At 51.4% G+C, this 23,796-nt stretch carries 26 protein-coding genes; 18 read left to right on the top strand and 8 right to left on the bottom strand.

What is annotated here, in order from left to right; all coding sequences use genetic code 11:
• Nucleotides 1-54 precede the first annotated feature (54 nt).
• Complete coding sequence (locus ACWAU0_RS09640) at nt 55-594, top strand: response regulator (protein WP_033157719.1); 540 nt, start codon at nt 55-57, stop codon at nt 592-594.
• A 118-nt stretch (nt 595-712) separates the two neighbouring features.
• On the opposite strand, the gene ACWAU0_RS09645 is transcribed toward ACWAU0_RS09640, so the two are convergent.
• Complete coding sequence (locus ACWAU0_RS09645; protein ID WP_101054482.1) at nt 713-1,489, bottom strand: ATP-binding protein; 777 nt, start codon at nt 1,487-1,489, stop codon at nt 713-715.
• Between the two features lie 347 nt (nt 1,490-1,836).
• Here ACWAU0_RS09645 and ACWAU0_RS09650 point away from each other — a divergent pair, with 347 nt between their 5' ends.
• From ACWAU0_RS09650 to ACWAU0_RS09670, 5 genes are all read left to right on the top strand, one after another.
• On the top strand, nt 1,837-2,718 hold the full coding sequence (locus tag ACWAU0_RS09650) for a LysR substrate-binding domain-containing protein (protein ID WP_205451484.1): 882 nt from the start codon (nt 1,837-1,839) through the stop codon (nt 2,716-2,718).
• A 428-nt stretch (nt 2,719-3,146) separates the two neighbouring features.
• Entirely contained in the window at nt 3,147-3,815 is a 669-nt protein-coding gene (locus ACWAU0_RS09655; protein WP_458139022.1) for a laminin B domain-containing protein, read from the top strand.
• Nucleotides 3,816-4,851: 1,036 nt separating this feature from the next.
• Nucleotides 4,852-6,081 carry a DUF262 domain-containing protein gene (locus tag ACWAU0_RS09660; RefSeq protein WP_458139023.1) on the top strand — a complete coding sequence of 410 codons (1,230 nt, stop codon included), beginning with the start codon at nt 4,852-4,854 and terminating at the stop codon, nt 6,079-6,081.
• A complete protein-coding gene (locus tag ACWAU0_RS09665) occupies nt 6,074-6,772 on the top strand; it encodes a hypothetical protein (RefSeq protein ID WP_458139024.1) in 699 nt (232 codons plus the stop codon). The genes ACWAU0_RS09660 and ACWAU0_RS09665 overlap by 8 nt, the downstream gene beginning before the upstream one ends.
• 55 nt (nt 6,773-6,827) lie before the next feature.
• Nucleotides 6,828-7,925, top strand: coding sequence for an IS5 family transposase (locus tag ACWAU0_RS09670; RefSeq protein WP_415878136.1), 1,098 nt, complete (start codon nt 6,828-6,830; stop codon nt 7,923-7,925).
• Between the two features lie 782 nt (nt 7,926-8,707).
• Here the strand turns inward: ACWAU0_RS09670 and hisD are convergent.
• The 7 genes from hisD to ACWAU0_RS09705 are packed head-to-tail and all read right to left on the bottom strand — an operon-like array spanning nt 8,708 to nt 14,351.
• The gene (gene hisD, locus ACWAU0_RS09675; RefSeq protein WP_458139025.1) at nt 8,708-10,009 is read right to left on the bottom strand and encodes a histidinol dehydrogenase; all 1,302 of its coding nucleotides are present in this window, start codon (nt 10,007-10,009) and stop codon (nt 8,708-8,710) included.
• Between the two features lie 2 nt (nt 10,010-10,011).
• Complete coding sequence (hisG, locus tag ACWAU0_RS09680; RefSeq protein ID WP_256606163.1) at nt 10,012-10,641, bottom strand: ATP phosphoribosyltransferase; 630 nt, start codon at nt 10,639-10,641, stop codon at nt 10,012-10,014.
• Nucleotides 10,642-10,656: 15 nt separating this feature from the next.
• Nucleotides 10,657-11,922, bottom strand: a complete 1,266-nt coding sequence (gene murA / locus ACWAU0_RS09685) for a UDP-N-acetylglucosamine 1-carboxyvinyltransferase (RefSeq protein ID WP_171697416.1) — start codon at nt 11,920-11,922, stop codon at nt 10,657-10,659.
• Nucleotides 11,923-11,955: 33 nt separating this feature from the next.
• Nucleotides 11,956-12,267, bottom strand: a complete 312-nt coding sequence (locus ACWAU0_RS09690) for an STAS domain-containing protein (RefSeq protein ID WP_033157731.1) — start codon at nt 12,265-12,267, stop codon at nt 11,956-11,958.
• Entirely contained in the window at nt 12,267-12,731 is a 465-nt protein-coding gene (mlaD, locus tag ACWAU0_RS09695; RefSeq protein ID WP_033157732.1) for an outer membrane lipid asymmetry maintenance protein MlaD, read from the bottom strand. Before mlaD ends, ACWAU0_RS09690 begins: the two co-directional genes overlap by 1 nt.
• Before the next feature lies 1 nt (nt 12,732).
• Nucleotides 12,733-13,515 (bottom strand): lipid asymmetry maintenance ABC transporter permease subunit MlaE, encoded by a 783-nt coding sequence (gene mlaE / locus ACWAU0_RS09700; protein ID WP_033157733.1) that lies wholly within the window; start codon nt 13,513-13,515, stop codon nt 12,733-12,735.
• 17 nt (nt 13,516-13,532) lie between these two features.
• Complete coding sequence (locus ACWAU0_RS09705) at nt 13,533-14,351, bottom strand: ABC transporter ATP-binding protein (protein WP_205451475.1); 819 nt, start codon at nt 14,349-14,351, stop codon at nt 13,533-13,535.
• 144 nt (nt 14,352-14,495) lie between these two features.
• Here ACWAU0_RS09705 and ACWAU0_RS09710 point away from each other — a divergent pair, with 144 nt between their 5' ends.
• From ACWAU0_RS09710 to minE, 12 genes are all read left to right on the top strand, one after another.
• The gene (locus tag ACWAU0_RS09710; protein WP_458139026.1) at nt 14,496-15,470 is read left to right on the top strand and encodes a KpsF/GutQ family sugar-phosphate isomerase; all 975 of its coding nucleotides are present in this window, start codon (nt 14,496-14,498) and stop codon (nt 15,468-15,470) included.
• A 12-nt stretch (nt 15,471-15,482) separates the two neighbouring features.
• Nucleotides 15,483-16,016, top strand: a complete 534-nt coding sequence (gene kdsC, locus ACWAU0_RS09715) for a 3-deoxy-manno-octulosonate-8-phosphatase KdsC (protein ID WP_445367805.1) — start codon at nt 15,483-15,485, stop codon at nt 16,014-16,016.
• A complete protein-coding gene (gene lptC, locus ACWAU0_RS09720) occupies nt 16,013-16,579 on the top strand; it encodes an LPS export ABC transporter periplasmic protein LptC (RefSeq protein ID WP_445367806.1) in 567 nt (188 codons plus the stop codon). Before kdsC ends, lptC begins: the two co-directional genes overlap by 4 nt.
• Entirely contained in the window at nt 16,566-17,066 is a 501-nt protein-coding gene (gene lptA / locus ACWAU0_RS09725) for a lipopolysaccharide transport periplasmic protein LptA (protein ID WP_171697419.1), read from the top strand. Before lptC ends, lptA begins: the two co-directional genes overlap by 14 nt.
• A complete protein-coding gene (gene lptB / locus ACWAU0_RS09730) occupies nt 17,066-17,791 on the top strand; it encodes an LPS export ABC transporter ATP-binding protein (RefSeq protein ID WP_205451472.1) in 726 nt (241 codons plus the stop codon). Before lptA ends, lptB begins: the two co-directional genes overlap by 1 nt.
• A gap of 13 nt (nt 17,792-17,804) precedes the next feature.
• Nucleotides 17,805-19,241 carry an RNA polymerase factor sigma-54 gene (locus ACWAU0_RS09735; protein ID WP_171697420.1) on the top strand — a complete coding sequence of 479 codons (1,437 nt, stop codon included), beginning with the start codon at nt 17,805-17,807 and terminating at the stop codon, nt 19,239-19,241.
• Nucleotides 19,242-19,280: 39 nt separating this feature from the next.
• The gene (hpf, locus tag ACWAU0_RS09740; protein ID WP_020483551.1) at nt 19,281-19,571 is read left to right on the top strand and encodes a ribosome hibernation-promoting factor, HPF/YfiA family; all 291 of its coding nucleotides are present in this window, start codon (nt 19,281-19,283) and stop codon (nt 19,569-19,571) included.
• 56 nt (nt 19,572-19,627) lie between these two features.
• A complete protein-coding gene (gene rapZ / locus ACWAU0_RS09745; RefSeq protein WP_033157739.1) occupies nt 19,628-20,485 on the top strand; it encodes an RNase adapter RapZ in 858 nt (285 codons plus the stop codon).
• Between the two features lie 35 nt (nt 20,486-20,520).
• A complete protein-coding gene (gene mgtE, locus ACWAU0_RS09750; RefSeq protein WP_205451470.1) occupies nt 20,521-21,879 on the top strand; it encodes a magnesium transporter in 1,359 nt (452 codons plus the stop codon).
• 68 nt (nt 21,880-21,947) lie between these two features.
• Nucleotides 21,948-22,688, top strand: a complete 741-nt coding sequence (minC, locus tag ACWAU0_RS09755; protein WP_101054456.1) for a septum site-determining protein MinC — start codon at nt 21,948-21,950, stop codon at nt 22,686-22,688.
• A 21-nt stretch (nt 22,689-22,709) separates the two neighbouring features.
• Nucleotides 22,710-23,522, top strand: coding sequence for a septum site-determining protein MinD (gene minD / locus ACWAU0_RS09760; RefSeq protein ID WP_033157742.1), 813 nt, complete (start codon nt 22,710-22,712; stop codon nt 23,520-23,522).
• On the top strand, nt 23,522-23,776 hold the full coding sequence (minE, locus tag ACWAU0_RS09765) for a cell division topological specificity factor MinE (protein ID WP_020483546.1): 255 nt from the start codon (nt 23,522-23,524) through the stop codon (nt 23,774-23,776). The genes minD and minE overlap by 1 nt, the downstream gene beginning before the upstream one ends.
• The last annotated feature ends 20 nt before the right edge of the window (nt 23,777-23,796 follow it).

Genomic DNA, 23,796 nt, shown 5'->3' on the forward strand with positions numbered 1-23,796 from the left:
AGGGGTTTTACCTGCCAGACTATGTCATCAATAGACCACTGTTAGTGCAAAATCATGAACCAGGCAGATATTAAAATACTCATCGTCGACGACGAGCCGAACGTGCTGAAAGCGCTGACGCGGTTGCTGAAACAGTACGAACCCGTTACCGCAACCAGCGGCGAGGAAGCGCTGTTGTTAGCTGAGGAACATAGCTTTGATTTGGTGATTTCCGATTACCGAATGCCGGGTATTAACGGTATCGATTTTTTGATTTTATTCAAGCGCATGCAGCCGGATGCTGTGCGCATTGTGTTGACCGGCTTTGCCGATCTGGAAGGCGCCCAGCACGCCATCAATGAGGCGGAAGTGTTTCGCTTTATCAACAAGCCCTGGAGCAATCTGGAAATTGTCAATGTGGTCGAGAACGGTCTGGCGCACAAACGGATGTTGTTGGAAAACCGGGCCTTGGCCGATCAGGTGCGGGCGCAGCAAATACTCCTGAATGAAAAAGAAGCGATTATTAAAGCGCTGGAAGCCGAGGAGCCGGGTATCACCCAAGTGAATTGGGCGCAGGACGGCTCGATTATTCTCGATGACGAAGATTTTAAATAGACAGTATTGCCGGCTCTATTGGTAATTATTTCCGCGATACCGTTAATCCTGCGAAATCGGGGGCCAAAGTATTAAGCGGGCTCCCGCCAGTCCGAGAGCCGCTTTGTTTAGAACGGAGTTACAGCTGTTCGGTACGCTCGTCATTACTAAAGGCATTGAAAAATTGCTTCGCGGTTCTGCCGTTTTTGGCGGCATTCTGATGGGCAAAATCCAGCGCCGATTTGTGTAAAGCCTCGCGGTTGCCGCGATAATCGACGAAATAGCTGTCGACAATATCCAGGTATGTCTGAGTATGCTGCGGGTAAAACGCCAGCCGCAAACCGAAGCGGTCGGACAGTGAGATTTTTTCCTCAATGGTGTCGGAATAATGCACCTCGTTGTCAATCAGCAGCGTATCCAGATTGTCGCGCATATGTTCCGGCAGCAAATGGCGGCGATTGGACGTGGCGTAAAACAGCACATTCTCCGGCGGCATTTCAATAGAGCCTTCCAATACACTTTTCAGCGGCTTGTAGAGAGCGTCGCCGTTCTCAAACGATAAATCGTCGCAATAAATAATAAAACGCTGATTGTGTTCGCGGATGTCGTCGACGATTTCCGGCAGATACAGCAAATCTTGTTTATCCACTTCGATGACTCGTAAACCTTCGTGCAAATACTCGTTCAACAAAGCTTTCACCAGCGAGGACTTACCGGTGCCGCGCGCGCCCCATAACAAGGCATTATTCGCCGGCAGTCCCGCCAGAAAACGCAGCGTGTTATCTATCATTTGCTGCTTTTGCGGCTCTATGCCCAGCAGTTGATCCAGCCGGATCGGATCGATTTGCCGAACAGGACGCAGAAACGCCTGGCGCTGACGCCAAATTGCCGCATAGGTGTGGTTCCAATCTATCATCTGTGATCCTTGGCTGGGGCCGGTCGAAGCCCGGTTTGTCTAAAGAAATGGAAAGTGTATAAATTTTGGACAATTTAACACCACTCCAAGCACAGCAACAACTTAGCGCGCTTTTTAACGGGTTGCCAACAGAGTTATCCACAGATTTTGTGGGAAAGTTACAGAGGTTGTGGAAATGTGACTACCCGCTGTAGCCACTATATGCCGCTTGTGCGGGTAACCAAGGACTGCTTAGACTTTATTTTAAGTCGCGGCTTTGGCGGCCGAGGCGCGTTTCTGCGCGATGATCGACTTATAATCGATTGTTATCATTTAAACGATCGCTATTGGCTATTTACGGGGTGGCTATGAATCTGCGGGATTTACATTATTTAATCGCCGTTGCCGACTTGCGCAGTTTTGTGCAGGCTGCCGACCGTTGTTGCATCAGCCAGCCGACTTTGAGTACCCAGATTAAAAAGTTGGAAGATGAATTGGGTATCCAGATTTTCGAGCGCACCAATAAAAAGGTGTTGCCTACCGAGCTAGGCGAGCAGATCGTGGCGTCGGCAAGACGGATCTTGAAGGAGCAAGACAATATCAAGGAACTGGCTGCGACAGCCCAGGACCCGTTGGCCGGTAACCTGCGTTTCGGCGCGTTTCCAACCTTGGCGACCTATTTGTTTCCGCCACTGGTACCGCTAATCAAAAAGGATTTGCCACGCATCCGCCTGATTTTAGTCGAGGAAAAAACCGAGCAATTGTTACAGCAACTTCGCAGCGGGCAGATGGATTGCGCTTTGCTGGCTCTGCCGATTTACGAGGATTTCCTGGAAAGCCAGGCCTTGTTCGACGACGAGTTTCTACTGGCGGTCGCAGACGGTCATCCGTTGGCGGTCAAGCCGCAAGTCGAGCCAGACGATCTAAACGGCGAACATTTGCTGTTGCTTGACGAAGGCCATTGCCTGCGTGGGCATGCCTTGCAAATCTGCCAAACAATCGGCGCCGACGAAGAACAGGATCTTCGCGCCACCAGCCTGGAAACCTTGCGGCAAATGGTTCGCGCCGGTACCGGCATCACCTTCATGCCACGTATCGCGGTGCGAGACGAACCGGGGCTACGTTATCTGCCATTCGCTGAGCCGGCGCCGAGCCGGACCATAGGCATGGTTTGGCGCAAGACCAGTGCCAGAGGGGAGCTGATTCGGCGCTTGAGCGGCTTGGTGCAGGATGCTGCTAAGGACATTTAGGTATACACCGCTGGCGTGGCAACTATTTTATTGGCAGTTCGTGATCTGACGGCCAAATGACATTTTCCACGAAAACCTTTGATGTTCTTTTGCTCTGTATGGCAGCCTGTCGGCTGTGGGCGCTCGCTAGAAGTTAATTTGTATTTAGCCGACAAAATGGCGGGCCTTGTCTCGTATGTCCGTTTAAAAGCTGAGATAAGTACTTACTGCGGGATACTGGAGTAATCCCCGCCGGGAAATTACAAATCGTCTAATATTTGCAAGGTCCTTAAGCCTTATTGCGCCTGATAACAGCCTGATGCTTGGACTATTTGAAGGCGGAGATACGAGGCTCGACAAAAATTACGACCATTTCCACTAATGCCTTGAGCCTTGTGGCGAAGCAAACACGTTGCCCGTGCCGGGCTTTTACCTTGGGAGTACCCATCATGAACAAAAAACAGTTGTTACCTGTTGCTATCGTATTGTTGACGTCGCAGCCGGTTCTCGCCAGCGTGTCCAGTTCATTCGATGTCGACAGCGAGAACTGGCAAATCGTCAGTTTTGCCGATTTCAGCCAGAACAATTATTCGATCATCGGCCAATACCAACCCAGTCATGTATCAGGTGGTGGCAATCCCGGCAATTATCTGGCCGCCACCGACCCTGACAGCGGCGATTTTACCTTCTCCGCTCCCGCGGCTTTCTTGGGCTCGCAGCTCGGCGCTACCGGGCTGTCCTACGATCTCACGTATCGCGATGGCGATGTCAATTGGCAAACCACCGACGTCATGTTAGTTGGCAACGGCCAACGCCTACTCTGGAAACGCGACCCGAATATCGTGCCGGATAGTAGCTGGACTCATATCAGTCTGACTTTTGCGCCCTCCTCGGAATGGCGGCTGGGCAGCACAGGCGGGGTGTTCGCCAGTCAAAGTGATTTTCAAAATGTCCTGTCCAATTTGAGTGGGTTGTACATTCACGGCGAATTTACCAACGGTATCATCGAAACCGCCGGCCTGGATAATGTAGTGTTGCAAACGGTGCCGCTACCGGGGGCGTTTTGGTTATTTGGGGTGGGGGTTGCGGGGTTTTGGTCGTTCACTCGCAAGGGGTAATAAGGTCAATTGTTAAGTAGTTGTGTCGCTGGCGCGACGGTTTGTTTTGGAGTCGGGTCTCGGCCCGACAGCCGAGGTACTTTCTTTTGCTCCGCCAAAAGAAAGTATCCAAAGAAAAGGCAGCCCGGATGCCGCTTGTTCCCTGCGCTCCTCGCTTTTGAACGGGGTTGCCGAAAGGGGCTTCCTGCCCCTTCGGCAACGCGCCGCATCCATGCGTCGCCCCTGCGGGCTAATCCGTTCAAAAGCTCCGGTGCTTGGCGCGGCATAAGGGAGAAAACCCTGCCGCGAAATTTGAAACCGTTTAATATTTGCGAAGTTTTTGTAGGGCGCATTAGTGTTAGCGTAATGCGCCGAATGTTTGACTGACAGCATACGGCGCAATTCGGCTGCGCCGATTGACGCCCTACGATTGCGAGTTACGGTCTTACCGGGGGCGTTTTGGTTATTTGGGGTGGGGGTGGCGGGATTTTGGTCATTCAGTCGAAGGGCGTAATGGACTGAATCGTTAAGTGGTTGTGTCGCTGGCGCGACGGGTTGTTTTGGAGTCGGGTCTCGGCCCGACAGCCGAGTAACTTTCGCTACGAAAACCATCCTTGGTTTTCGCCCTTCGGGCCAGCCTATCGGCTGTTCAAATTCGTTCCAGACGAATTTGTGCTTGGCCAAAGAAAAGTCACCAAAAGAAACGCCACCCGGATGCCGCTTATTCCCTGCGCTCCGAAGCTTTTGGCGGGGGTTGGCGAAAGGGGCTTCCTGCCCCTTCGCCAACGTGCGGCATCCATGCCGCACCCCTACGGGCAATTCCCACCAAAAGCTCCGGTGCTCGGCGCGGCAAACGGGGCAAAACTCCGCCGCGAAAATTCGAAATCGTCTAATATTTGCGGATTTTGTAGGGTGCATGAGCGACAGCGTCATGCGCCGAATGTTTGAAGGCCAGCATACGGTGCAATACGGCTACGCCTATTGGCGCCCTACGATTGCGCCTTACGGCCTTTGAAGATTTATTGATTAACGTAATGATTGGCACATAGTGAGAAAAATGAACGAACTTGATGATATTGATGACGAGTTAGAATCTGGAGCTATTGGTTCGATGGTGGTTCCTGCTGATGCCTCAGATCGAGCGATCGAGAAACATTTCGAATCCGGTCGCCTTCGTGTAGTTCAAGAAAAAAACGACATATTCATGTCGCACATCATTGACTTTATACAAGGAACTAACGGTGATCGTGTTTGGGGGAATCTGCGGCCAGAGTATCAACGTCGCCTCCGTTGGGACACCAAAAAGAAATCTAAGCTTATCGAGAGCTTCATAATGAATGTTCCAGTGCCGCCAATATTTTTGTATGAGAAGAGCTTAGGAAAGTTTGAGGTCATGGACGGGCAACAGCGATTGAACGCCGTTGCTGAATTCATGAGCGGGCAATTTGCTCTGGAAGGTTTAGAGATTTGGCAGGCTTTGAATGGGAGGACTTATTCAAAACTACCTCCGCTAATTCGTCGCGGATTGGAACGAGCAAAGATTTCTGCCATTACGCTGATGTCAGATAGTTCGTCCACCGAGGAAGACAGCCTTGATCTGAGGGCACAGGTATTTGAGCGGCTAAATACCGGTGGCGAACGCCTCAATGCACAAGAGCTTCGCAATTCGCTTTACTCAGGACCTTTTAACGAACTAATTATAGAATTGTCCAAAGACGACTTTTACACCAATGCGTGGGATATACCAAATCATAAGGACAACACCCGTATTGACGGGACGGTTAGTGAAAGTCTTAAGAATGATGGTCTCTACAAAAGAATGACTGACGTTGAGATTATCCTTCGCTATTTCGCATTTAGAGACCCTGATAAGATTTCCGGCTCTGTTAGAGCAATGCTCGACAATACGATGAAGCGAAATCGATACTGTAATAGTGACGACGCGACTCGGCTAAAAGAATCTTTCAGAGCAGCGCTGTCCATTTGCATCGAAGTCTTTGGAGACATGGCGTTCCGCCTACCTGACGGTGGCAAGAGCAAATCATCAAAACTCTCGCGTCCCCTGTTTGATGCAGAGATGGTCGCAATGTCGATGCATATAGATATAGCCAATAGGACTAGAATACTCGAAAAGAAAGATCTAATACGGGATGCTGTTTTAAATCTGGCCTTGCCAGAAAGCGAGCATTACGCGCTTATGGTCGGCCGCGGAAATACTGCAGCCACTATCAAAGACCGAATTTTAAAAGTCTATAAAGTTATTTCGGACATTCTGGATAATGGCTAGCCTTAATAGCGCAATAACGACTGCCGAGAATTACCTGGAGGAAATAATTTCTACAGTTCGGATACGACAAAGTTATAACGATATAGTTGTATCCCAATCGGGGATGTTATATTCAGCTTTCACGCATGACCCTATCGCAAAAGGAAAGCTGCAAGAGGCTCTTAAATACAAAGATACTGACACAAACTCCCTTTATATGGCGCTAGTCGTTCAGGCGAATGGGGTGTTTGAACAATATATTAGAGTTTTCACGTCTGTGGTTGTGGACACAAGGCGTGGCGATTGCACAAAATATTCTGAGCTTCATGAAGATCTTCGAACTGAGCATATAGTTTGCTCGGCACGGGTTCTATCATTTCTAAAAAAAGGCGATGTCAACGGACAAAAATTTGATTTCCAGCGGCTGATATCTCAACTTGGTTTTTGCTTTTCAGATCAGTCAGAATTTTCTATAAGCGGCGACGTTTTCACAATTTTACTTGGAAACTGCACTCCGACTCGCTTGGAAGGGCTATTTAAATCCCTTTGTCTCCCTGAGCCATTTTCAGAACTTATAGGTGAGAATGCGAAACTCAAGAAAAGAATGAAGGAGACAAAGAAAGGAAAGGTGGCAAAAATGGCTCGAGAAGAGCTGGAGCGACAAATTGACCTTAGCAGGCTGGTGAAAAACTCGAAAAGCCAAGTAAGCTAAGGCATAGATGAGCGGCTAACTGTTAAAATAGGCTACCTAAATTTGGAGCCTTTCAATGCGCGGACACGATGCCATTCAAAACAGCTGGTTCAGCTATGTTAGCCTGGAAGACCGTATTCCCAAACAGCATCCGTTGCGTCGTTTACGGCTACTGGTTGATGGCGTATTGGCCTCGATGGATGCCGTCTTTGCCGAGCGTTACTCGCACACCGGCCGTCCCTCGATTGCCCCTGAAAAACTGCTGCGCGCCTTGCTGTTGCAAGTGCTGTACACCGTTCGCAGTGAGCGTCAGTTGATGGAACAACTGGACTACAACCTGTTGTTTCGCTGGTTTGTCGGTCTGGGCATCGACGACGCCGTGTGGGAACGCACAGTGTTCAGTGCCAACCGCGAACGCCTGCTGTCCGAAGCCCTGAGTCGCGAATTTTTTGAGCGGGTACTGGCCATAGCCGAATGGCAAAATCTGGTGTCCGACGAACACTTCAGTGTCGACGGTAGCCTCATTGAAGCCTGGGCCTCGCACAAAAGCTTCGTCAAAAAAGATGGTAGTGGTCCCGATAAACCCGCCGGCCGCAATCCCGAGATCGACTTCAGTGGCGAAAAGCGCAGCAACGCCACCCATCAAAGTACAACCGATCCCGAAGCCCGGCTTTACAAGAAAGGCGAATACACCGAGGCCAAACTGCGTTACATCACCCATGCCTTGTCCGAGAATCGCAACGGCCTGATTGTCGATGTCGAAACCACTCAAGCCACCGGCACCGCCGAAATCGAAGCCGCGCAAAAAATGATCAAACGCCGCGTGCCCCAAGGTGGCAGCGTCGGTGCCGACAAAGGCTATGACCAACCGGCGTTCGTCAACGGACTCGAGTCCCGTGATATCAAAGCCCATGTGGCCCGCAAAAAGATTGGCAGTGCCGTCGACGGCCGCACCGCGCGCGGCAAAGGTTACGCCCAAAGTCTCAAGCGCCGCAAAATCGTCGAAGAAGCCTTTGGCTGGGTCAAAACGGTCGGCGGCCTGCGCAAAACCCGTCACATCGGCTTAGCCAAAGTCGCGGGTCAGGCCTTGTTTTGCTTTGCCGCCTACAACCTGACGCGCATGCTCAACCTATTGGTGTTCACGCCGAAACCGGCGTGGAGTGCACCCGCCTAGGGTGAAGTTCGCCTGAAAACCGTCCACAGACGGCTTCAGGCGAATAAAAAGCCCTTGAAACCGGGGCAAAACGCTTGAAACTCGATGTCATGACCGATTTCAACTCGAAAAAATCACGAACATCGTGGGTAAGGGGAAATATCGGCGGGTTTTTCACCAGCCTGTTAGAAACACGATAGTTCATGGTGATTTGAGACCAACCGTCACGCTTACTGATGTACATGAGTCCGTTGAGTTCTTTTCCGCTCTGATAGACGCATTTGACGCTTTGGCAAAAATGGAGAAGAGTTAAACTAATATATCTAAGGCCCTAGGGGGTGCTAAACGGAAGCGCATCGCGTTGATAGGCCTCCTCGCGTCGGCAGATCCCACATTATAGAGTGGTATTTTTTATATTGGCGTTTTGCCGAATTACGGGTTGGTTTTTCTCCCGTTATTTCGCCCCGAGCATCGCAGCTTTTGGCGAGAAAAGCCCGATAGGGGGGCGGCAAGGATGCCGCTCGTTTTCGGAGGGGCAGGAAGCCCCTTCCGAAAACCCTCGGCAAAAGCGAGAAGCGCAGGATTAAGGCGGAATGTCGGGTGGCCTTTTCTTTGGATACTTTCTTTTGGCCAAGCAAAAGAAAGTATCTCGGCTGTCGGTCCGAGAACCGACTTCAAAACCATCCGTCGCGTTAGCGACACAAATTTAAAATTCCCTCACCCTAGCTCTCTCGGCAACTGCCCCTTGCGTTGCCCTAACTCCTGCATCCTTGCAGTCGTCCCTGGGGGAGAGGGAACACAAATTAAATCCTAAACTCCGCCGACCGCGCGTGCGCGGTCAAACTCTCTCCGCGCGCCAACACAGAAGCAATTTTCCCCAAATTCTGCGCGCCCACCGCTGAGCAATTGATCAAGCTGCTGCGTTTTTGGAAATCGTAAACCCCTAAAGGCGATGAGTAGCGGGCGGTGCTGGAAGTCGGCAGCACATGGTTCGGTCCGGCGCAATAATCGCCCAGCGCTTCGGCGGTGAAGCGGCCCATGAAGATGGCGCCGGCATTATGAATTTGCTCGCACAAGGCTTCCGGTTCCGCTACGGACAACTCTAGATGCTCCGGGGCGATGCGGTTGGCGACTTGCGCGGCTTCGGACAAATTAGCGACTTTGATGAACGCGCCGCGACCGGTCAAGGATGCGCGGATGATGTCGGCGCGTTCCATGTCTGGGAGCAATTTGTTGATGCTGACTTCCACTTGCTGCAGAAACGCGGCATCATCGCTGATTAAAATGGCCTGGGCGTTTTCGTCGTGTTCGGCTTGCGAGAACATATCCATCGCGATCCAGTCCGGGTTGGTCTGGCCGTCGCAGATGATTAAAATCTCGGATGGGCCGGCGATCATGTCGATGCCGACTTGGCCGAACACCAGTTTTTTGGCCGTCGCCACATAAATATTGCCGGGACCGACGATTTTATCCACCGCCGGCACGGTTTCGGTACCGTAAGCCAGGGCTGCCACGGCTTGGGCGCCGCCGATGGTGAATACTCTATCCACGCCGGCGACATGCGCGGCTGCCAATACCAAGGCATTGGTTTCGCCGCGCGGGGTGGGGACGACCATGATCAATTCGCCGACGCCGGCGACTTTGGCGGGAATCGCGTTCATCAATACCGAAGACGGATAAGCGGCTTTGCCGCCCGGTACGTAGAGGCCGGCTTTATCCAATGCGGTGACTTTTTGGCCCAGTACGGTGCCGTCTAGCTCGGTGTATTGCCAGGATTGCAGCTTCTGATGCTCGGCATAAGCACGGACGCGGTCGGCGGCGGTTTGCAAAGCAATGGCTTGGGTGCTGGGTAAAGTATCCCAGGCCTGTTGCAACGTTGATCTGTCCAGTTCCAGTTCGCCGGCGGTTTTAAAGTTGGTGCCGTCGAAGCGGTTGGTGTATTCCAGCAAGGCCTTGTCGCCGCGTTTTTTGACGTCGGCAATAATGTCCAGAACCCGTTTGTGTATTTCCAGATCGTCGCTGGCATCCCAGGCTAAACGGGCTTGCAATTGTTTGTCAAAGTCGATTGCCGCGCTATCTAGGCAGAGCATTTTGATCGCAGTCATGATTACGCCCTCTGGGCCAACGTGGTTTCGAACTGGTCGATGAGCGCTTGAATGGCTTGATGTTTCATTTTCATCGCTGCTTTATTCACCACTAGTCGAGAGGTGATGTTGGCGATTAGTTCCCGTGGCTCCAGGCCGTTGGCTTTTAGGGTGTTGCCGGTATCGACCAAATCGACGATGCAATCGGCCAATCCGACCAGCGGCGCTAACTCCATCGAACCGTAGAGCTTGATGATTTCGGCTTGTATCCCCAGGTTGGCGTAATAACGCTGTGCGGTTTTGACGTATTTGGTGGCGACCCGCAAGCGGCCTTTCACTTCCGGGGCATTAACCGGGCCGGCGGTCATCAAGCGGCAGCCGGCAATGCCTAAATCCAAAGGTTCGTAAAGACTTTCCGCGCCGTGTTCCATCAACACGTCCTTGCCGGCGATGCCCATATCCGCCGCGCCGTACTCCACAAAGGTGGGAACGTCGGTGGCGCGGATGATGACCAACTGCACGTCGGGGCGGGTGGTTTGCAGAATCAGTTTCCGGCTCTTGTCCGGATCGTCAATCGGCGTGATGCCGGCTTGTTCCAGAAATGGCAGGGCTTCTTCGTAAATACGGCCTTTGGATACGGCAATGGTCAACATGGTTTTGCGAGTGATTTAGTTAGGAACGCGGCGAATGGTAGCACCCAGTTGCGACAATTTTTCTTCGATGTGATCGTAGCCACGGTCGATATGGTAAATCCGATCTACCAAAGTTTCGCCTTCGGCAACTAGACCGGCCAGCACCAAGCTGGCGGATGCCCGCAGGTCGGTAGCCATGACCGGCGCGGCTTTTAGTTGGCCGCTGCCGGTACAAATGGCGGTGTTGGATTCCAGCTTGATCTGCGCGCCCATGCGTTGCAATTCCTGTACGTGCATGAAGCGGTTTTCGAATACGGTTTCGGTGATTAAGCCCACGCCTTCAGCGACGGAATTCAGCGCGGTAAATTGTGCCTGCATATCGGTCGGGAACGCCGGATAGGGCGCAGTGCGCACGGTCACGGCTTTTGGACGCTTGCCGTGCATGTTCAGCTCGATCCAGTTTTCGCCGCAAGTGATGTCGGCACCGGCTTCTTTTAATTTGACCAGTACGGCATCCAAAGTGTTTGGATCGGTGTTTTTCAGTTTGACGTGGCCGCGGCTAATTGCGCCTGCCACCAGATAGGTGCCGGTTTCGATGCGGTCCGGGAGGATGTCGTAATGCAAGCCTTCTACACCCAGTCTTTCTACGCCTTCCACGGTCAGAATATCGGTGCCAACGCCGGTGATTTTGGCACCCATTTTATTTAGAAAATGCGCCAAATCGGTGACTTCCGGTTCTTTCGCGGCGTTTTCGATGATGGTCACGCCTTCGGCCAGTGTGGCGGCCATTAGAATGTTTTCTGTGCCGGTCACGGTGACTTTATCCAGCACCAGATGGCAGCCTTGCAAGCGTTTGACCTTGGCGTGGATATAGCCGGCTTCGACGGTAATGTCGGCGCCCATTTTGAGCAGCGAGTCGATGTGAATATCCACAGGCCGTGTGCCGATGGCGCAACCGCCGGGCAACGAGACATACGCTTCGCCGAAACGCGCCAGCAAGGGGCCCAATACCAGAATCGAGGCGCGCATGGTTTTCACCAGCTCATAAGGCGCTTCGTATTTGTGAATGGTGCTGGTATCGACTTCGATGTTCATTTTTTCGTCGACGGTCAGTCCCACGCCCATTTGTCCCAACAATTCCATGGTAGTAGTAATGTCGTGCAAATGCGGAATGTTGCCGACGCTGACCGGCACATCGGACAATAAAGTAGCGGCCAGAATCGGCAGGGCGGCGTTTTTGGCGCCGGAGATTCTCAGTTCGCCGTGTAGCGGTTGGCCGCCGGTAATCAGTAATTTATCCATGGATTTTTATTGGTTTGTAAATTGGAATGCAGCTTAATGCGTGTGGGTTGCAAAATATTCGGTTTCGTCCAAGCCGCTGAGTTTGGCCAATGCCAGCAGCTGAGCCGGAATGTTCTTGAAGGACAGCTTGACCCGGCCCATCCGGCTGAGCCTGATCCATTCGATCATCAAGGCCAGGCCAGCGCTATCGGTGGTCTGGACTTTGGCTAGATCGATGCACATGCTGTCCATGCCTTTCAGAAACTTGAAGGATTGCAAGGTTTGTTTGTCGATGCTGGCAAAAGTCAGGCTGCCTTCCACGGTAAAGTGGCCGGGCGACTGTTCGGTTAATGTCAGCTTGGACATTATTTGCCTTCCGCTTTGTTCAGCATGAATTTGCCTATCATTTCTTCCAGCACGATGGCGGAACTGGTGATGTCGATGGTGCTTTTATCCTTTAAATATTCATCCGAAGAGCCGGGGTCCAGGCTGACGTACTGTTCACCCAGCAGGCCGGCGGTATAAATACTGACGCCGGAATCGCTCGGTAGATTGTTGTATTGCGATTCGATGCGCATTTCTACGACCGATTCGTGGCTGTCCTTGTCCAGCCTGATTGCGGATACCCGGCCGATGCGCACGCCGGCAACCGATACAGGGGATTTGACTTTCAGGCCGCCGCTGTTTTGAAAATGGGCGATGACCGTGTAGCTGTCGTCGCTGCTGTAGCTGCCTAGATTACTGACTTGCAGCGCCATGTAAAACAAGGCGGCGATGCCGCTGGCGACAAAAAAACCGACCAGAGTATCCTGGGTTTTGGAATGCTGCATGTTAAATGTCTCCAAACATGAGTGCGGTTAAAATGAAATCGAGGGCCAGTACCGAGAAGGCCGAATTGACCACGGTGCGGGTGGTGGCGCGGCTGACGCCTTCTGAAGTGGGGATGGCATCGTAGCCTTCGAACAAGGCAATCCAGGACACTACGAAGCCGAAAACCACGCTCTTGATTACGCCATTAACAATATCTTCTTGAAAATCGATACTGGCCTGCATTTGTGCCCAAAATGCGCCGTCGTCAACGCCAAGCATGCCCACGCCGACCAGATGGCCGCCCATGATGCCAATGGCGCTAAACAAGGCGGCAAGCAAGGGCATGGACAGAAAGCCTGCCAAAAAACGCGGGGAAATGATGCGTTTGATCGGGTCTACGGCCATCATTTCCATGCCTGACAGTTGTTCGGTGGCCTTCATCAAGCCGATTTCGGCGGTCAATGCCGAGCCGGCCCGGCCGGCAAACAATAGCGCTGACACCACGGGGCCCAACTCGCGAACCAAGGAGGCAGCTACCATCACGCCCAGCGATTCCTCCGCGCCGAAGTCGGACAGAATATTAAAACCTTGTAAACCTAAAACCATGCCGACGAACAGGCCGGAGATAGTGATGATTAGAAACGACAAAACGCCTACCGAATACACCTGCTTGATCAGCAGGTTGGGGCGTGGCAGCACGTCGCTGATGCCGGTCAGCGTGTGGCTCAGAAAAAACGAAGCGCGGCCGAGCTTGGCAAAGCTGCTGCGCGTGGCTTTTCCCAGATTTTGCAGAAATTGAAACATGGTTGAATACAAGGTGGTTATTTGCTCGCCAGCAGATCGTCGAGGTAATCAGGCGCCGAATAGTGAAAGTGTACAGGGCCGTCGGCATCACCGTGCATAAACTGTTGCACCCACTCCGAATCGGATTGTTGCAATTCTTGCGGGGTGCCTTGGCCGATGATTTTGCCTCCCGACAAGACATAGATGTAATCGGCGATGGCGGCGGTTTCTTGTACGTCGTGCGAGACGATGATGCTGGTCAGGCCCAGAGTGGTGTTCAGCGCCTTGATCAAGTGTACCAGCGCGCCCTTGGAAATGGGGTCTTGGCCGGTAAACGGTTCGTCGTACATGATCATTAGCGGATCCAGAGCGATGGCACGCGCTAAAGCTACCCGCCTGGCCATGCCGCCGGACAACTCGTTGGGCATTAAATGGCGGGCACCGCGCAAACCGACGGCGTGCAGTTTCATCAATACCAAGGTGCGAATCATCGATTCCGGTAAGTGGGTGTGTTCGCGCATCGGAAACGCCACATTGTCATAGACGCTCATATCCGTGAGCAGCGCGCCGCTTTGGAACAGCATGCCCATGCGTTTGCGCAATTCGTAGAGTTCGCGAGGTTTCAGGCGGTGAACATTTTGCCCGTCAACGTGTATTTGGCCGCGATCCGGGGTCAACTGACCACCGATCAATTTCAATAGCGTGGTCTTGCCGGTGCCACTGGGGCCCATGATAGCCGTGACTTTGCCGCGCTGAATCTCCAGGCTGACGGCGTCGAAAATTTTCCTGGGGCCTCTGGAAAAGCTCAAGTTGCTAATCGAAACGATATTGTCTTCAGGACTTGCGCTATTGGCCATTTACCGGAATCAAAAGAGTTTTTGGATTGGGAACAGGCTATTTTCTATGACTGGCCGAGAATAAGTCAATGACTTGGGGTGAAAAGTCGGTTAATAACATGCAATAATGGTTCCTTTTTGTTTGGGTGCGTGGAGTTAATTTCCGTGGGTTGTGATCAAGACATACAGGCGTTGGCGTTGGCGGTGATTCAGACCGAAATGCAGGCGGTTGCCGGCTTGGCTGCACGCATCGATGAGCAATTTGTTAGTGCCTGCCGTTTGCTGCTGGCCTGTAAAGGCCGGGTGGTGGTTACCGGTATGGGCAAATCCGGGCATATTGCCGGTAAAATTGCCGCCACGCTGGCCAGCACCGGTACCCCGGCTTTCTTTGTGCACCCCGGAGAAGCCAGTCACGGTGATCTTGGCATGATTACCCGGCAGGACGTGGTGCTGGCATTGTCCAATTCCGGCGAAACCGAAGAAATCCTGACGATATTGCCTATCATTAAGCGGTTAGGTGTGCCGTTGATTGCGCTGACAGGCAATCCGGAATCGGCGTTGGCTCGGTTTGCCAGCGTACACATCAATGTGGCTGTCGAGCATGAGGCTTGTCCGTTGGGTTTGGCGCCGACTGCCAGCACCACGGCGGCATTGGTCATGGGCGATGCCTTAGCCGTGTCACTATTGGAAACCAAGGGTTTTACCCGCGACGACTTTGCTTTGTCGCATCCGGGCGGTAGCTTGGGCAAACGCTTGTTGTTACAGGTTAACGACATCATGCACCGCGGCAGTGAAGTGCCGGTGGTGACGGATAGCGTTTTAGTGAGCGATGCCTTGTTGGAAATGACCGGCAAGAAGCTGGGCATGACCGCAGTGGTCGATGGCGAAGGCCGGGTTGTCGGGATATTTACCGACGGTGATTTGCGGCGCATGTTGGAAAAAAATCTGGATGTGCATGCGACACATATCGCCGAAGTCATGACGGGGCCTTGTAAAGTGATCGATGTGGATATGTTGGCGGCGGAAGCCATGCAAATCATGGAAAGTAAAAAAATCAATGCCCTGCTGGTCGTCGACAGCCAACAAAAATTGTTGGGCGCGTTGAATATGCACGATTTGCTGCGGGCCGGCATAGTCTGAGAGTGACGAGTGATGTTCGATTTAAGCCCCCAATTACTGAGTGCTGTTAAGCGGCTAAAGCTGTTGATTCTGGATGTGGATGGCGTGTTGACCGACGGTCGTTTGTTTTTCGACGATAACGGCAAAGAATATAAATGTTTTCACGCGCGCGACGGGCATGGCATTAAATTGTTGCGTCAGACTGGTGTAGAAGTGGCGGTAATTTCCGGCCGCAAATCCAATTCGGTCGCGCTGCGTATGCAGAGTCTTGGAGTCGAGCTTGTCTACCAAGGTCACGAGAACAAGCGCGCGGCATTCGCGGAAATTTTGCAGCGTCTGGTTCTAACGCCGGAACAAGTGGCGTATATCGGCGACGACATTCTGGATTTGCCGGTGATGCGTCAAGTGGGTTTTGCGGTGGCAGTGCAAGATGCCAATTTCGTGCTAAAGAATTATGCTCATTGGCAAACACAGACAGCCGGCGGTTTAGGCGCGGTTCGGGAAGTATGCGATTTAATCATGCAAGTCCAGGATAGCTTTGACGGCGTACTGCAAACCTATTTATGACCGTACTGAAAAATCTACAGATTTTTATTTATGTTGGCTTGGCCGCATTGTTGTCATGGTGGCTGGTACAGCTGAATGAACAGCGTGACGCCGAAATGAAAATTGTCGAAAATAGCCCGGATTTTTTTAGCTTGGGTTATTTCAAAAAGGAAATGAATATCGACGGTGTGCCGAAAAGCGAATTGGCCGCGGAAAAAATGCAGCACTTTAAAGCCGACGGCAGCACGCATCTGGAAAAGCCGGTGATGACTTTGTATAACCCCAACCAGATGCCTTGGCTGATCAAGGCCGAAAGCGGCGTGATGGCGGCGGATGGTGATAATTTACAACTCAATGGTAGTGCTTATATCAACCGGGAAGCCTCGAAAACCAATTCGGCGCTGACCATCAATACATCGGATCTGCGAGTAAAACTCGCCAGCCATTATGCGGAGACACAGGCGTGGACGGAGATCATCAGCCCACCCAACAAAACGGCGGGAGTAGGAATGGAAGCGACTTTTGTTAGTCCGATTCACCTGAAATTGTTGTCCAAAGTGAAAGGTCGCTATGAAATTAAGTAAAATGGTCGGTGTAGGCCTGTTATTCTCGGCGCGGATGGCGTTTGGTCTGGAGTCGGATTCCGAACAACCCATCTATATCGACTCGGATAATGCGGTTTACGACGAAAAGGCGCAAATCAGCACCTATACCGGCAATGTGGTTGCTACGCAGGGAACGATCAGAATCGATGGCGACAAATTGGTGGTTTATCTGAAAGATGGCGCGATTATCAAATTGATTGCTACCGGTAAACCGTCGCGATTCAAACAGTTGCCGGCGGTGGGCAAGGAAGAAATGCACGGGGAGGGCTTGATCAACGAATTTTACCCCGACCAGAATTTGCTGAAATTTATGAAAAATGCCTCGGTCTGGCAGGGCGATGCTAAACAATCCAGTGAGTATATCGAGTACGATACCAAGAACTCCTTGCTGAAAGCTGGTGAAGCGCAATCCGACGGCAAGCGCGTGCACTCGGTGATTAAACCCAAGCCTAAGCAGGCGCAATAATGGCGCGATTGGTTGCGGAACAGCTGTTTAAACGCTACAACAATCGAAATGTGGTCGATGGGGTCAGCCTGAGGGTGGACACCGGGGAAGTCGTAGGTTTGTTGGGTCCGAACGGAGCCGGGAAAACCACCAGCTTTTACATGATGGTGGGCTTGGTCAAAGCCGATAGCGGCGAGATTTTTTTTGACGAGCAGCGCATCACGCATCATCCGATGCACCGGCGCGCGCGCTTGGGAATCGGTTATCTGGCGCAAGAGGCTTCGGTCTTTCGTAAATTGAGTGTGGCCGATAATTTACGCGCGGTATTGCAGATTCGGGTCGATTTGACCGATGGGCAAATCGAGTTGTTGATCGATGAGTTATTGACAGAGTTTAATATCAACCACTTACGTAATCAGGTGGCGCTTGGTTTGTCAGGTGGGGAGCGGCGCAGGGTGGAAATCGCCAGGGCGTTGGCTAGTGAGCCGCAATTTATTCTGCTAGACGAACCGTTTGCCGGCGTCGATCCTATTTCGGTGCTGGAGTTGCAAAAAATCATTGCGCACTTGAAGCATCGCGGTATCGGGATTTTGATTACCGAGCACAAAGTGCGGGAGACTTTGGAGATTTGCGATCGCGCTTATATTTTGAACAATGGGAAGGTTATCGCCGAAGGCCAGTCGCGCCAGTTGGTGGATAACGAAGAGGTGCGTAGAGTGTATCTGGGCGAGAAATTTAGTTTATGAAATTCGAATAGTCATGAAGCAATCTCTACAACTCCGTATCGGTCAGAGTCTGACCATGACGCCGCAATTGCAACAGGCTATTAAGCTGTTGCAGATGTCGACTTTGGACTTACAACAGGAAATTCAGCAAGCCTTGGAATCCAACATGATGTTGGAGATCGACGAAGAGGAGCTGCCTAATCTGGAGTTTCGCGATAAAAAACTCGAAAACACCGATCAGCAAACCAGCGAAGGCTCGCAAACCGATATGCCGGACGAATTACCGGTCGATGTCAGTTGGGACGATGTCTACGAAAGCTCTTTGCCCAGCGGTGGCGATGAGGGCGATAGTCCGGAATTCGAGGCCTTTCGCGGCAAATCCGAGTCTTTACGCGATCATCTGGTTTGGCAGCTGGAGCTGATTCCGATTTCTGACCGCGATTATGCGATAGCTACCGCTATCATCGACGCGATTAACGATGACGGTTATGTGACCAGCGAATTGGCGGATATTTTTCAGGGACTCCAGGATCAACTGGAAGGCTTGGAAATGGATGAAGTCCTGGCCGTGTTGCATAGGGTGCAAAACTTTGATCCCGTCGGTGTGGCGGCGTTGGATTTGGCTGACTGCCTGGGTTTGCAATTGCAACAGTTACCGGCTACGACGCCTTATCGGTCGGAGGCTTTGGAGTTTGTGCACAGGCATTTGGATTTGTTGGCCAGTTGCGATCAAGCGCGCTTGATGAAGAGGATAGGGATGACCGAGGATGTATTAAAGGGGGTGCTGGCGTTAATCAGAACCCTGGATCCCAAGCCTGGCGCTCGCTTGCAGGATTCTGATGTCGAATATGTGGTGCCTGATGTGTTCGTCGCCAAAGTCAACGGACAGTGGCTGGTTAATCTGAACCCGGAGATAGCGCCCAAATTGCGCGTCAATCCTTTTTATTCTGGGATGATCAAACGCGCCGACAATAGTCATGACAATGTCAGCATGAAAAACCATCTGCAGGAAGCGCGCTGGTTTATTAAAAGTTTGCATAGCCGCAACGACACTTTGTTGAGAGTGGCGAGAAGCATCGTCGAAAAACAAGGCGATTTTTTCGAGCACGGCGCGATTGCGATGAAGCCGATGGTATTGCGCGATATCGCCGAGGAATTGGAATTGCACGAATCCACCATCTCCAGGGTCACCACGCAAAAATACATGCACACTCCACACGGTGTGATCGAATTTAAATATTTTTTCTCCAGCCATGTCAGTACCGATGGCGGGGGAGAGTGTTCGGCGACCGCAATTCGGGCGCTGATAAAAGAGTTGGTCGGCAGTGAAAACCCGGCCAAGCCATTGAGCGATAGTAAAATATCGGACTTATTGAATGAGAAGGGCATTAATGTCGCGCGCCGCACCATTGCCAAATATCGGGAAGCGATGTCCATTCCTTCAACCAGCCAGCGGAAAAGGCATATTTGATCAATCTGGAAGAATAATTTTTAAAAACAGGAGTATTCCATGCAAGTCAGTATCACAGGTCATCACGTAGAAGTCACCGAAGCATTAAAAGCCTACGTGGATGAAAAAATCAGCAAAATCAAACGTCATTTCGACAATGTCGTTGATGTTCACGTCATTTTGACCGTTGAGAAATTGGAGCAAAAAGCCGAAGCGGCGGTACAAATCAGCGGTGCCAAACTGTATGCCGAAGACGTACAAGAAGATATGTACGCGGCTATCGACAACATGGTCGACAAACTCGACAGACAAATCGTCAAACATAAAGAAAAAAATCAAAACCATCGTTAATTATGGGCTTGCGCGGTACAGGGTGAACGCGATTTTCGCTCTGTATCGTTTTGCATATGAAACTAGTCATCGTCAGCGGCTTATCGGGATCGGGTAAAAGTATCGCGTTGGATACTTTGGAGGATTGCGGCTATTACTGTATCGACAATCTTCCCGTGACCTTGCTTGAGGATTTTGTCGATCATGTCATGCTGAAAGACCCGGCGACCTATAGTAAAACCGCTATCGGTATCGATGCCAGAAACCGTAACCAGAAGTTAGCCGATTTCCCGGATAGCCTGACTTTTATTCGCAGCAAAGGTATTGATTGCGAACTGGTTTTCATGGAAGCGGATGAGAACATCATTCTGAAGCGCTACAGTGAAACGCGCCGCCGCCATCCGTTGACCACCGAAAGTAGGCCGCTGCGCGAGGCTTTGGAAATCGAACGGGAAATGCTGCGACCCCTGGCAGCTCGAGCCGATATACTTATAGATACCAGTTTCACTCACTATCATCAGTTACGGGATTTGCTGAAAAACCGTTTGGGCGAAAAAGGCAAAAGTTCTTTGTCGATTTTGTTTCAGTCTTTCGGTTTTAAATACGGTATCCCGTTGGATGCCGACTTCGTGTTCGATGCCCGCAGTTTGCCCAATCCCTATTGGGCGCCGGAACTGCGAGGATTGACCGGTAAACACGCCGAGGTCATCGATTTTTTGCAGAATGAAGTGATCGTCAAAGAGTTTCTGCATGATATAGGTTATTTCATCGGTCGCTGGGCGCCGCGCTTCGAATCGGATAATCGCAGTTATTTAACCATAGCGATCGGCTGTACCGGCGGGCAACATCGTTCGGTTTATCTGGTCGAGGCATTGAGTAAGCACTTTCAAACTATTACTCCTAACGTTATCGTCAGGCATCGGGAATTGCGTTAACGCAATTGCTTAGCCCAATTTCTTGGTTTTTACCCATGACATCAGCAGCAAAGCTTGAAAATACCGAGCATCTTTTAGATCGCGCCATCGAAGTGCTGACAAAAGACTCTCTGATCGAGATTAGGAACCTAGTGCGTTCCTTATACCCGGCGGAAGCAGCGCATATTCTCGAGTCATTGGAGCCGGAACTGCGAGCCAAGCTGTGGGCGTTGATTCCGCCCAGCGTGATCGGCGAAATTCTGGTCGAGATAAATGTCGAAGTGGGTAGCAGCTTGCTGAAAATTACCGACAGGAAAGATTTGATTGCCGCGACTGAATCCATGGGCCATGACGGTATGGTCGATCTGCTGCATGTATTGCCTGAGCCTTTGCTGTCGCAAGTGATGGAATCTATCGGCGTACATAACCGCAATCGCATCGAAAAGGCGCTTAGCTATGACGAGCATACCGCCGGCGGCTTGATGTCTGACGATGTGTTAACCATTCGCGCCGATGTAACGCTGGACGTGGTAACGCGATATTTACGCTTGCGCGGTAATATGCCGACTGCAACAGACAGTCTAATCGTGGTGGATCGCAAAGAGCAGTTTCAGGGCTTGTTGCCGATTAATCAATTGTTGACCCACGACCCGCATACCAAAGTTGAGTCGATTATGGATACCCGTAGCTCAGGTATTCCCTACGGTATGCCTAGTCGGGATGTGGCTGGTTTGTTCGAGCGGCGAAAATTGCTGTCCGCGCCCGTGTTAGCCAATGACGGTAAGGTTTTGGGGCGCGTCACTATCGACGATGTCGTGGGTTTGATTCGTGAAGAAGCCAATCACTCCTTAATGAGCATGGCCGGCTTGAGCGAAGAGCAGGATATGTTTGCGCCGGTATTTAGTAGTGCCAAGCGTCGTGCATTATGGTTGGGCGTGAATTTGCTTACCGCCTTCTTGGCGGCTTCAGTCATCGATTTGTTTGAGGCTACTATTCAACAGATCGTCGCATTGGCGGTATTGATGCCGATTGTAGCGTCTATGGGGGGTATAGCCGGCAGTCAGACTTTGACACTGGTTGTCAGGGGCTTGGCCTTGCGACAAGTCACCACCGGTAACGCCGTGAGTTTATTGTTTAAAGAGGTCTCGGTCGGCCTGCTAAACGGCTTGGTTTGGGCTGCTGTGGTGGCGGTAGTGGCTGGGCTGTGGTTCCACAATCCGCATATCGGTATGTTGCTCGGCGTGGCGATGATGATCAATTTAGTGTGCGCGGCTTTGTCCGGCGTGGCGATTCCGGTGTTGTTGGATAAGATCGGTGTAGACCCTGCGCTGGCTGGCGGTGTGTTGCTGACCACAGTTACCGATGTGGTTGGATTCATGGCCTTTTTGGGCTTAGCAACCTTGTTTTTACTGTAAGGAACTGTGCTTTTTGTCACGGAAAATGATAGTATTTCGGGCATTCAGTAGCGGATTTTCCAAACTCGATGTCAACCGGCGCACCTACTTCGCAAAAAATAGCTTTGGAGTTTAAAAGCACGTCACTGACCGTGCCGGTGTTGCTGCTAGCCAGTAACGACATCTCTCTGATCGATCAGCAGCTCAAGGAAAAAGTGGTTCAAGCTCCCGAGTTTTTTAAAAACTCGCCCTTGCTGATCGATCTGCAAAAACTTAACGCTCAAAATCTGCCAATTGATTTCACCGAAATAGTCACTATCGTCCGTCAGCACGGCTTCATGCCGATAGGGGTACGCGGGGGTAACGAGCATCAGAACGGCGACGCTTTGGCTATGAATTTGCCCCAGCATTCCCTGCACGGCAGCAATGTGCCCTTAGTCAATAAAGCACCGGCAAAAACCTTGCCGACACCTGCTGCGGAAGAGCAAAAGCAAGCTAATCAGTCAATTGAAAATAAGTTGGTGACACAGCCGATACGCTCGGGCCAGCGGGTTTATGCCAAAGGCGACTTGATCGTCACCGCAACCGTTAGTGCCGGCGCGGAAATCATGGCGGAAGGTAATATTCATATATACGGATCCCTGCGCGGACGAGCGCTTGCCGGCGTGCTGGGTAATGTCAATAGCCGTATTTTTTGTTCGGATTTGCAAGCCGAACTGATTTCGATAGCCGGCATTTACCAGCTTAGCGACGATTTGAGCAAGTATCCCGCGCACAAGCCCGTACAGATCAGTCTGGATAACCAGACGCTGATTATCAAAGATATTTAAGCTTTTCTTGGAGGAACAACATTGGCCAGAATTATCGTAGTAACATCGGGAAAAGGTGGTGTGGGCAAGACCACAACCAGCGCTGCTATCGCGATGGGCTTAGCGAAGCGCGGACATAAAACCGCTGTGATCGATTTCGATGTGGGGCTGCGTAATCTCGACTTGATCATGGGATGCGAGCGTCGCGTTGTTTATGATTTGGTCAATGTGATCAACAACGAAGCCACCCTAAATCAGGCCCTGATCAAGGACAAGCGTTGCGACCAGTTATTTATATTGCCGGCATCGCAAACCCGTGATAAAGATGCTTTAACAACGGAAGGTGTCGGCAAAATTCTGGAAGAGTTGTCTAAAGACTTTAAATACATCGTTTGCGACTCTCCGGCAGGAATAGAGCGCGGTGCTACACTTGCCATGTACTTTGCTGATGATGCATTTGTGGTAACCAACCCGGAAGTTTCCTCAGTTAGGGATTCGGATCGTATGCTGGGTATCTTGTCCAGCAAATCGCGCCGCGCCGAGAATGGCGAAGAGCCGATCAAGGAGTATTTGTTGTTGTCGCGTTATTCGCCGGATCGGGTGAAATTGGGCGAGATGCTCAGCGTTGACGATGTACAGGAAATTTTGTCGCTACATTTGTTGGGCGTTATCCCGGAGTCCAAATCTGTGTTGAATGCGTCAAACTCAGGCACACCGGTCATTCTCGACGAGCAAAGCGATGCAGGTCAGGCTTATGCAGACATCGTGGCGCGTTATTTGGGCGAAACCAAACCACATCGTTTTATCGAGGAAGAGAAAAAAGGCTTATTCAGTAAGCTATTCGGGAGCAAGTGATGAGTCTCTTAGATTATTTCAGATCCTCGAAAACCAATACGGCATCGCTGGCCAAGGAGAGATTGCAAATTCTGGTCGCCCATGAGCGTGCATCCAGAAATCAACCGTCCTATTTGCCCGAGTTGCAGCAAGAATTGCTGGCGGTGATCCGTAAATATGTCAATGTCGGGCAGGATGCCATTACCGTTAATTTTGAACAGGATGGAAACCAGGAAACCCTGGAACTTAATATTGTGCTGCCTGATGAGCGTTAGTTGTGCTGACTAGCTTTTGC

It is taken from the genome of Methylomonas sp. Uni0009, assembly GCF_054188105.3.

Bases quoted from the DNA above. Each gene is read 5' to 3' on its own strand.
- ACWAU0_RS09640 (WP_033157719.1), top strand. From the start codon at position 55: ATGAACCAGGCAGATATTAAAATACTCATCGTCGACGACGAGCCGAAC.
- ACWAU0_RS09645 (WP_101054482.1), bottom strand. From the start codon at position 1,489: ATGATAGATTGGAACCACACCTATGCGGCAATTTGGCGTCAGCGCCAG.
- ACWAU0_RS09650 (WP_205451484.1), top strand. From the start codon at position 1,837: ATGAATCTGCGGGATTTACATTATTTAATCGCCGTTGCCGACTTGCGC.
- ACWAU0_RS09655 (WP_458139022.1), top strand. From the start codon at position 3,147: ATGAACAAAAAACAGTTGTTACCTGTTGCTATCGTATTGTTGACGTCG.
- ACWAU0_RS09660 (WP_458139023.1), top strand. From the start codon at position 4,852: ATGAACGAACTTGATGATATTGATGACGAGTTAGAATCTGGAGCTATT.
- ACWAU0_RS09665 (WP_458139024.1), top strand. From the start codon at position 6,074: ATGGCTAGCCTTAATAGCGCAATAACGACTGCCGAGAATTACCTGGAG.
- ACWAU0_RS09670 (WP_415878136.1), top strand. From the start codon at position 6,828: ATGCGCGGACACGATGCCATTCAAAACAGCTGGTTCAGCTATGTTAGC.
- hisD (WP_458139025.1), bottom strand. From the start codon at position 10,009: ATGACTGCGATCAAAATGCTCTGCCTAGATAGCGCGGCAATCGACTTT.
- hisG (WP_256606163.1), bottom strand. From the start codon at position 10,641: ATGTTGACCATTGCCGTATCCAAAGGCCGTATTTACGAAGAAGCCCTG.
- murA (WP_171697416.1), bottom strand. From the start codon at position 11,922: ATGGATAAATTACTGATTACCGGCGGCCAACCGCTACACGGCGAACTG.
- ACWAU0_RS09690 (WP_033157731.1), bottom strand. From the start codon at position 12,267: ATGTCCAAGCTGACATTAACCGAACAGTCGCCCGGCCACTTTACCGTG.
- mlaD (WP_033157732.1), bottom strand. From the start codon at position 12,731: ATGCAGCATTCCAAAACCCAGGATACTCTGGTCGGTTTTTTTGTCGCC.
- mlaE (WP_033157733.1), bottom strand. From the start codon at position 13,515: ATGTTTCAATTTCTGCAAAATCTGGGAAAAGCCACGCGCAGCAGCTTT.
- ACWAU0_RS09705 (WP_205451475.1), bottom strand. From the start codon at position 14,351: ATGGCCAATAGCGCAAGTCCTGAAGACAATATCGTTTCGATTAGCAAC.
- kdsC (WP_445367805.1), top strand. From the start codon at position 15,483: ATGTTCGATTTAAGCCCCCAATTACTGAGTGCTGTTAAGCGGCTAAAG.
- lptC (WP_445367806.1), top strand. From the start codon at position 16,013: ATGACCGTACTGAAAAATCTACAGATTTTTATTTATGTTGGCTTGGCC.
- lptA (WP_171697419.1), top strand. From the start codon at position 16,566: ATGAAATTAAGTAAAATGGTCGGTGTAGGCCTGTTATTCTCGGCGCGG.
- lptB (WP_205451472.1), top strand. From the start codon at position 17,066: ATGGCGCGATTGGTTGCGGAACAGCTGTTTAAACGCTACAACAATCGA.
- ACWAU0_RS09735 (WP_171697420.1), top strand. From the start codon at position 17,805: ATGAAGCAATCTCTACAACTCCGTATCGGTCAGAGTCTGACCATGACG.
- hpf (WP_020483551.1), top strand. From the start codon at position 19,281: ATGCAAGTCAGTATCACAGGTCATCACGTAGAAGTCACCGAAGCATTA.
- rapZ (WP_033157739.1), top strand. From the start codon at position 19,628: ATGAAACTAGTCATCGTCAGCGGCTTATCGGGATCGGGTAAAAGTATC.
- mgtE (WP_205451470.1), top strand. From the start codon at position 20,521: ATGACATCAGCAGCAAAGCTTGAAAATACCGAGCATCTTTTAGATCGC.
- minC (WP_101054456.1), top strand. From the start codon at position 21,948: ATGTCAACCGGCGCACCTACTTCGCAAAAAATAGCTTTGGAGTTTAAA.
- minE (WP_020483546.1), top strand. From the start codon at position 23,522: ATGAGTCTCTTAGATTATTTCAGATCCTCGAAAACCAATACGGCATCG.